The sequence below is a fragment of the Planomonospora algeriensis genome (assembly GCF_977012225.1).
In genome coordinates this window covers 1-8,027 of sequence record NZ_CDRNDK010000305.1, presented here as the reverse complement: position 1 = coordinate 8,027, position 8,027 = coordinate 1, and the positions used below count along the sequence as shown (strand labels likewise).

General features: G+C 73.2%; 8 protein-coding genes. 5 read left to right on the top strand and 3 right to left on the bottom strand.

Features of this window, described 5'->3' with window-relative positions; all coding sequences use genetic code 11:
- Positions 1-163 precede the first annotated feature (163 nt).
- Positions 164-1,303, top strand: a complete 1,140-nt coding sequence (locus ACWJ6R_RS25410) for a cystathionine gamma-synthase (protein ID WP_189235574.1) — start codon at positions 164-166, stop codon at positions 1,301-1,303.
- 18 nt (positions 1,304-1,321) lie between these two features.
- On the opposite strand, the gene ACWJ6R_RS25405 is transcribed toward ACWJ6R_RS25410, so the two are convergent.
- Positions 1,322-1,744 (bottom strand): hypothetical protein, encoded by a 423-nt coding sequence (locus tag ACWJ6R_RS25405; RefSeq protein ID WP_449064645.1) that lies wholly within the window; start codon positions 1,742-1,744, stop codon positions 1,322-1,324.
- Between the two features lie 256 nt (positions 1,745-2,000).
- On the opposite strand from ACWJ6R_RS25405, the gene ACWJ6R_RS25400 reads away from it, so the two are divergent.
- Positions 2,001-2,423, top strand: a complete 423-nt coding sequence (locus ACWJ6R_RS25400; protein WP_449064644.1) for a DUF6292 family protein — start codon at positions 2,001-2,003, stop codon at positions 2,421-2,423.
- 42 nt (positions 2,424-2,465) lie between these two features.
- On the opposite strand, the gene ACWJ6R_RS25395 is transcribed toward ACWJ6R_RS25400, so the two are convergent.
- Both ACWJ6R_RS25395 and ACWJ6R_RS25390 read right to left on the bottom strand, forming a co-directional pair.
- Entirely contained in the window at positions 2,466-4,451 is a 1,986-nt protein-coding gene (locus ACWJ6R_RS25395; RefSeq protein WP_449064643.1) for a hypothetical protein, read from the bottom strand.
- Positions 4,452-4,554: 103 nt separating this feature from the next.
- Positions 4,555-5,952, bottom strand: coding sequence for a sigma 54-interacting transcriptional regulator (locus ACWJ6R_RS25390; RefSeq protein ID WP_449064642.1), 1,398 nt, complete (start codon positions 5,950-5,952; stop codon positions 4,555-4,557).
- A gap of 186 nt (positions 5,953-6,138) precedes the next feature.
- On the opposite strand from ACWJ6R_RS25390, the gene ACWJ6R_RS25385 reads away from it, so the two are divergent.
- The 3 genes from ACWJ6R_RS25385 to ACWJ6R_RS25375 all read left to right on the top strand — a co-directional run.
- Positions 6,139-7,338 carry an FIST signal transduction protein gene (locus ACWJ6R_RS25385; protein WP_449064641.1) on the top strand — a complete coding sequence of 400 codons (1,200 nt, stop codon included), beginning with the start codon at positions 6,139-6,141 and terminating at the stop codon, positions 7,336-7,338.
- Positions 7,339-7,488, top strand: a complete 150-nt coding sequence (locus tag ACWJ6R_RS25380) for a hypothetical protein (protein ID WP_449064640.1) — start codon at positions 7,339-7,341, stop codon at positions 7,486-7,488.
- Between the two features lie 11 nt (positions 7,489-7,499).
- A partial coding sequence (locus ACWJ6R_RS25375; protein ID WP_449064639.1) for an ROK family protein occupies positions 7,500-8,027 on the top strand: 528 nt, incomplete at its 3' end.

Genomic DNA, 8,027 nt, shown 5'->3' with positions numbered 1-8,027 from the left:
GGCCAGCCGGCGGGCGCCGAGGTGGTGCCGTTCAGGCCGAGGCGTCCGGACGACCGCGAGCCGCAGGCCGCGTAGCAGGCCATCGGACGCTCCGGGGAGCGCGGTGGCCGGGAGACCGCCGGGCCGGGTCCTCCGGGGCGCGAGGCGGAGTAGCGTGGCCCGTATGAGTGAAGGATTCGAGACCCTGGCCATCCACGCCGGTCAGGAGGCCGACCCCCAGACCGGGGCCGTCGTGCCGCCCATCTACGCGGTGTCCACCTACAAGCAGGACGGCGTGGGGGGACTGCGCTCCGGATACGAGTACAGCAGGTCGGCCAACCCGACCAGGACCGCGCTGGAGGAGGCCATCGCCGCCGTCGAGGGCGGCGTCCGCGGCCTGGCCTTCGCCTCCGGCCTGGCGGCCGAGGACACCCTGCTCCGTACGGTCTGCAGGCCCGGCGACCACGTGATCATCCCGAACGACGCCTACGGCGGCACCTACCGCCTGTTCGCGAAGGTGCACGAGAACTGGGGGCTGCACTACGACCCGGTGCCGCTGGGCGACCTGGCCGCGGTGGCCGCCGCCATCACCCAGAAGACCCGGGTCATCTGGGTGGAGACACCCACCAACCCGCTGCTCGGCATCGCCGACATCGCCGCCCTGGCGCAGCTGGCGCACGACTGCGGCGCGCTGCTGGTGGTGGACAACACCTTCGCCTCGCCGTACCTCCAGCAGCCGCTGGCGCTGGGCGCGGACGTCGTGGTGCACTCCACCACCAAGTACGTCGGCGGCCACTCCGACGTGGTCGGCGGCGCGCTCGTCGCGCGGGACGCCGAGCTGGGCGAGCGGCTCGCCTACCACCAGAACGCGATGGGCGCGGTGGCCGGGCCGTTCGACGCGTGGCTGACGCTGCGCGGCCTCAAGACGCTCGCGGTGCGGATGGACCGCCACTGCGACAACGCCGAGCGGGTGGTCGACCTCCTGCTGGCGCACCCGCGGGTGACCTCGGTGCTCTACCCGGGCCTGCCCGAGCACCCCGGCCACGAGGTGGCGGCCAAGCAGATGAGGCGCTTCGGCGGCATGATCTCCTTCCGGGTCGCCGGCGGCGAGGCGGAGGCGGTCGAGGTCTGCAACCGGGCCAGGCTGTTCACCCTGGGCGAGTCGCTGGGCGGCGTGGAGTCGCTGATCGAGCACCCGGGCCGGATGACCCACGCCTCCGCCGCGGGCTCGCCGCTGGAGGTCCCCGGAGACCTGGTCCGCCTCTCGGTCGGCATCGAGACGGTCGACGACCTGCTCGCCGACCTCACCCAGGCCCTCGGCTAGCCGCCGCCCACCGCGGGGTCAGGGGCTGCCCCAGACCATCAGCACGAGGACGACCATCCAGATCAGGGTGATCAGCCCGGAGAGGGTGGCGATCCGGCCGGTCTGCACCTTGGCGTCGTCCTGCGGGTCCTCACTGGTCAGGGCCCGCAGGGCGGCGCGCTGGTCCCGCTCGACGACGACCAGCAGCACGGCGGAGACGATGAAGAGCGTCATGGAGACCGACAGGTACGGCCTGCCGAGATACTCCAGGCCGACCAGCACGCCGAACAGGAAGACGCCGACGGAGGCGATGGCGTAGACGCGCGTCGTCTTGTGCAGGTAGCGCAGGACGTCGACGTTCCGGGCGCGGATGAACCGGGGTGTGGACATGGTCGCGGCGACGACCGGGCCCAGGGTGAAGATCGCGAAACCGATGTGCAGCCAGAGCAGCAGATCTGTCATGGACCGACCTTAGCCGCCGGTGATCTCGCCGGGGCGCGGCTCGGCCGGTCCCCGCGATCCGGGCGCGCCGTACTCCTTCTTGACCGGGCGGGCGGGTGAATCCTCCCGTTCTCGCCCTGAGCACACCGGTGGAGTGAGTAGGATCACCCCGGAGCCCGTTCCCGCGTGAGGTGCCGTCGGCGGTCGAGCCGGGGCCGTGCCGGGCGGGCGGGCGTCGAGATCCAGATCGTGCACAAGGCACAAGGGAGTGCCCGTCGTGACCGTAAGACATGTCGAGCCGTACACCGATGAATGGCGGCACCAGCCCGTCTCCTACCTGCGGTTGGTCGCCGAGGCGCTGGGCGCGCAGGCCGAGGCGTGGTGGGAGGGCCCGTGCGACCCGCGGGCCGGGACGATCCGGCTGACCGGCGAGGACGCGCTGGTGTGGGACGAGGAGAGCGGCTGGCGCTGGGGCCGGTTCGTCTCCGGCGGGCCCGGTTCCTGCACCGTCCTGGCGGAGTTCCGCTACCTCGGCGGAGGGCTGCTGCTCCGTCCCGAGCGGGTCCCGGCCGCGGTGGCCGAGGCCAGGGCGGGCGTGGGCAACAGTACGGCCTGGCGTCCCTGCTACCGCTCCTACCGGCACTACAGCGACGGCTTCGACCTCGCGCTGGACCACTACGCGGCCTTCGCCGGAGCCTGATCCTCGCCGGATCCTGATCGCCCGAGGCCGGCCGTGCGCCGCCTACCGGGCGCGGCGGGTGCGCAGGAAGTCGCTGACGACGTACTCGCCCAGGCGGTCGGCGCTGGGGGAGAAGACCCGGCCGCCGTTGCGGCGGGCGACCTCGTCGACGAACTCCTTCAGCCGTTCGTCCTCGGCCAGCATGAACACGTTGAGCGTCGCCCGGCGCCGCGTCATCTTGTCGACCTCGGCGAGCGTCAGCTCCAGGGTCTCGCGGGTGGGCGGCCACTCGAAGGCGTAGGTGCCGTTCCGGCGCAGGTGCGAGGTGGGTTCGCCGTCGGTGACCACGAGCACGACCGGTTCGAAGTCGGGGTGGCGGTCCAGGTGGCGGCCCGCGATCAGCAGGGCGTGGTGCAGGTTGGTGCCCTGGACCATGTCCCACTCCAGCCCGGCCAGCTCGTCGGGCTGCAGGACCCTGGCGTAGTTGGAGAAGCCGACGATCTGCACCGAGTCCTGCGGAAATTTGGAGCTGACCAGCGCCTGCAGGGCCATCGCGGTCTGCTTGGCCGCCGCCCAGGTGCCGCGCAGGGCCATGGAGTAGGACAGGTCCACCAGCAGGCAGACGGCCGCCGCGGTGCGCCGCTCGGTCTCGGCCACCTCGAAGTCGTCCACCGACAGGGTCACGGCGCCTCTGCGGTCGGCGCTGCGGTCGGCGCTGTGGTCCCCGCTGCGGCCTCCGCCGCGCCGTACGGCGTTGACGACCGTGCGGACCACGTCGATGGGCTGCTCGTCGCCGAACCGCCAGGGCCGGGTGGAACCGGTGAGCTCTCCGGCCGCGCCCGCGTCGACCTGGTCGTGGTCGCCGCGGCGGCCCGACTCCAGGGAGGCGAAGACGCGGCGCAGGGCGGTCTCGCCGAGGCGGCGGACGGCCTTGGGGGTGAGCTCCAGCCTGCCGCGCCGGCGTTGCAGGTAGCCCTGCTGTTCCAGCTCGCGTTCGATCTGCCGGAGCGCCCGCAGGTCGTCGACCGCCGAGCGGCCGAGCGCGCGCCGGATCGCGGCCTCGTCGACGTCGTCCAGCCGGGCGCCGGGGTAGTCCTGGCGGAGCGCGGCCTCCAGCTGGGTCAGGTCGGCGAGCTCGTCCAGCGCGGTCACCGCGTCGGACATGCCCAGGGGCTCGTCGCCGCCGAGCCGCTCCGGGGTGTTCCAGGCCAGGTCGGGGCGGCGGGACCGGAGGGACTCGCCCAGGCGGCGCATCTGGTCGGCCAGCCCGGCCTGCTCCAGGGTCTGGTTGATCAGGCCCGCGAGCTCCTCCCGCTGGGCCGGGGCGAGCGAGGCCAGCAGGCGCTGGGTCGCGGCGGCCCGTCGGGCGAGGGTGTCGACCAGCTCCTCCAGGTTCCGCGGCGACTCCGGGAACATGTCCCCGTATTTCGATATGAAGTCATCGAAATCATCCTGGGTGTGCTCGCCCCGCGCGTCCCGGTCGAGCATGTCGTTCAGCGCGGCCGTCATCTCGCGGACCCGCTCCAGCGCGGCCGGGTCCGGGTCGGCCAGCGCCTGCCGCATGCCCCGGAACTGGCTGTCGAGCACCTCCCTGCGGAGCAGGTCGCGCAGTTCCCCGAAGGTTCGCCGGGCCGCGGCCGAACGCCAGTCGTAGGAGCCCAGCGACTGGATGGCGCCCGCCGGGTCGTCCGGCACGCCGTCCAGCACCGACTCGCGGAACCGGGCGTCGTCGGACGGGTCGGGGAACAGCTCCGCCCGCTCCTGGCCGATCGCCTTGTCCAGCAGCGCCCTGGCCCGCTCCAGCGTCCCGTCCAGCCGGCCGCGTTCGCGCAGCTCCCGGCGGCGGCGGCGCACCTCCCGGAGCAGGTCGTCCAGGCCGCGCCGGTTCTGCGCGCCGGGCAGGCCCTGCTTGAGCAGGTCGCGCAGGGCGTGGCCGGGGTTGGAGCCGGACAGGATGGCGTCGCCCATCTGGTCGAGCGCGGCGCGCACGTCGTACGGCGGGGCGAGCGGGTCGGGCCCGTCCCGGTATTCGCCGTAGCGGTAGCTCATCGCCCGCCCCCGGCCCGGTGGCGGGGCGAGGGCGGGGCGGAGATCATGGAACGGTCGGGCATGGCGGTCTCCTCGGTCTTCCCGGAGTGCGGCACGGGCACCGCTAGGTGCGGTAGACCGTGATGCCGTCCACCTCGTCCTTGGACAGCCGGCGCAGGAGGTAGAGACCCTCCAGGGCGAACTCCAGGGCGGCCGCGGCGTGGCCGGGGGACTCGTCGCCGATGCCGAGCCGGGACATGATCTTGGCCAGGCCGTTCACCGGGCCGATCCGCTGCAGCAGCTCGGCGGCGGGCACCAGGGGGCCGGACTCGACCTGGACCCCCTCGGAGAAGCGCTCCAGCAGGGCCGACAGGTCCGCGCCGCCGAGCGTGCCGCGGAACGTCTCGGCGACGGCCCGGCGGAGCAGGTGCGTGAGGACCTCGATCTCCCGGCCCTCCTCGCTGACCTCGAACTCCACCTTGCCCCGGAGGGTGTGCACGATGTCCGGCAGGTCGGCGACCCGGGTCACCGCGCGCTCCTCTCCGGTCAGGGCGGCCCGCCGCAGCGCGGAGGCGGCGGCGGTCTCGGCCGCGGCGATGGAGAAGCGGGCCGAGACCCCCGAGCGCGAGTCCACCGCGGTGGACTCCCGGACCAGCCGGGTGAAGCGGGCGATCACCTCGACCAGGTGGTCGGGCAGGTCGGCCCCCACGTGGTCGAGCGCCGCCTCCTGCCGGATGAGCACCAGCTCGGTCTCGACGGAGGCCGGGTAGTGGGTGCGGATCTCCGCGCCGAAGCGGTCCTTCAACGGGGTGATGATCCGGCCGCGGTTGGTGTAGTCCTCGGGGTTGGCGCTGGCGATCAGCAGGATGTCCAGGGGCAGGCGGAGGTTGTATCCCCGGACCTGGATGTCGCGCTCCTCCAGCACGTTGAGCAGCGACACCTGGATCCGCTCGGCCAGGTCGGGCAGCTCGTTGACGGAGAAGACGCCCCGGTTGCTCCGCGGCACCAGGCCGTAGTGCACGGTCTCCGGATCACCGAGGGTGCGCCCTTCAGCGATCTTGATGGGGTCGACGTCGCCGATCAGGTCGCCGACGGAGGTGTCGGGGGTGGCGAGCTTCTCGCCGTAGCGCTCGTCGCGGTGCCGCCAGGAGACCGCGAGCCCCTCTCCCTCGGACTCCGCCAGGCGGCGGCAGCGGACGCAGGAGGGCGCGTAGGGGTGGTCGTTGATCTCGCAGCCGTCGACGACCGGGGTCCACTCGTCGAGCAGCCCGGTGACGGTGCGGATGAGCCGGGTCTTGCCCTGGCCGCGCTCACCGAGCAGGACCAGGTCGTGGCCGGCGAGCAGGGCCCGCTCCAGATGGGGCAGGACCGTGTCGTCGAAGCCCACGATGCCGGGGAACCGCGGCCGGCCGGACCGGAGCCGGGCCAGGAGGTTCTCGCGGATTTCCGCCTTCACCGTGCGGTGGATATGGCCGCTCTCGCGAAGCTCGCGCAGAGTCCGTGGCTCTGGAATGTGAGGCACGGGATCGAGACTACGTCTCCCGAGCCGAAACCGGCAGTCTCATCCTGATTGCGAGTCTCCCGCATTGCGTGGCGGCGGACGCGCGTGCCCGTCCTTTCAGTGGGGAGAATCGCTCAAGGGAAGCCGGGGCGGTCCGGAGAGGACTTCGGGCGGGACGGCTTCGCACACGAGAGGGAGGCGAGACGAGTGGCGCTGTTGACGAGCCGCTTCGCCGATGGTCTCGCCGTGGGCTCCGACCTGGTCGCGGCGGCGGAATCCGCGGTGAACCAGGCCCTGCGCGGACTGGACAAGCCGCCGGACCTGGTCTGTTTCTTCGTCTGCGGTGACGACCCCGACGACGTCTCCCGCGCGGGGCTGCGCGCGATGAGCATGGTCCCGGGCGCCTCGGTGGTCGGCTGCAGCGCCACCGGGGTGATCGGCGACGGGCAGGGAGTGGAGATCAACCCGGCGGTGAGCGCCTGGGCCGCCGTCCTCGACGGGGCCAGGCTGACGACCTTCGCCCTGGACAGCCTCCGCACGGAGGAGCAGTTCGTCGTGGTCGGCCTGCCCGAGCGCGCCCCGGACGACCGGGTGGCGATCATGTTCGCCGATCCGTACAGCTTTCCGACGGACGGCTTCGTCGAGCGTTCGGGGGAGGTCCTCGGAGGCCTCCCGCTGATCGGCGGCCTGGCCAACTCGCTGCAGGGCCGGGGCGCGGTGCGGCTCTTCGCCGACGGCAAGGTCTACACCGAGGGTGCCGTCGGAGTGCTGATCGGCGGCGAGGTCAACGTCAGCACCGTGGTCAGCCAGGGCTGCCGCCCGATCGGCCCGTCCATGGCCGTCACCGGGACGGAGGACAACCTGCTGCTCGAACTCGCCGGGCAGCCCGCCCTGGCCCGGCTGGAGGAGATCGTCAGCGCGCTGGACGAGGACGACCGCGACCTGGTCGCCTCCGGGCTGCAGATCGGCATCGCCATCGACGAGTACGCCGAGCGGCACGAGCGCGGCGACTTCCTGATCCGGGGCGTGCTCGGCATCGACCCCGACCGCGAGGCCGTGGCCATCGGGGACGTCGTCGACATCGGCCGCACCGTCCGTTTCCAGGTGCGCGACGCGGCGACCGCCGACGAGGACCTCTACGAGCTGCTCGACGCGCATCGCGAGGAGTTCGGCAGGGTGGAGGGCGCGCTGCTGTTCGCGTGCAACGGCCGGGGCTCGGCCATGTTCGGCAGCGCCGACCACGACACGACGGCGGTCAACGACATCCTGGGACCCGTCGGGGTGGCCGGGTTCTTCTCGGCGGGAGAGATCGGCCCGGTCGGGGGCCAGAACCACGTGCACGGGTTCACCGCGAGCCTCCTGGTCTTCTCCTCCCGCTCGCCCTCCGGCCAGCCGTATGATCGCTGAATGCCGGGTTCTGTGCTTGCCGTCGACATCGGCGGGACGAAGTTCGCCGCCGCGCTGGTCGGCTCCGACGGGGACGTCCGGGTGGCGGAGCGGGTCGCGACCCGCCCGGCGGCGACGCCGAGACCCTGTGGAAGGCGCTCGACGCGCTGATCGCCTCAGTCGTGGGCGCCGTCCCGGTCGACGGGGTGGGGATCGGCTGCGGCGGTCCGATGACCTGGCCCGAGGGGGCCGTCTCACCGCTCAACATGCCCGGCTGGCGGGCTTTCCCGCTCCGCGACCGGCTGGCCGCCCGCTTCCCCGGCGTCCCGGTCCGCATCCACAACGACGCCGTCTGCGTGGCCGCCGCCGAGCACTGGCGGGGGGCCGGCAGGGGCAGCGCCAACATGCTGGGCATGGTCGTGTCCACGGGCGTGGGCGGCGGGCTGATCCTCGGCGGCCGGTTGATCGACGGCGGCAGCGGCAACGCCGGGCACATCGGGCACGTCGTGGTCGACCCGGACGGGCCGGCCTGCGAATGCGGCGGACGCGGCTGCCTGGAGGCCGTCGCCCGTGGTCCGGGCCTGGCGGCCTGGGCCTCGGGCAGGGCTGGGTCCCGGGCGCCGCCTCCGGCGCCGCGGGGTTCGGTACGGCGGGGCCGGTCTACGTGGAGGCCGCGGCGGCCAGCGGGCGGCGGCTCGCGCTCGACGCCG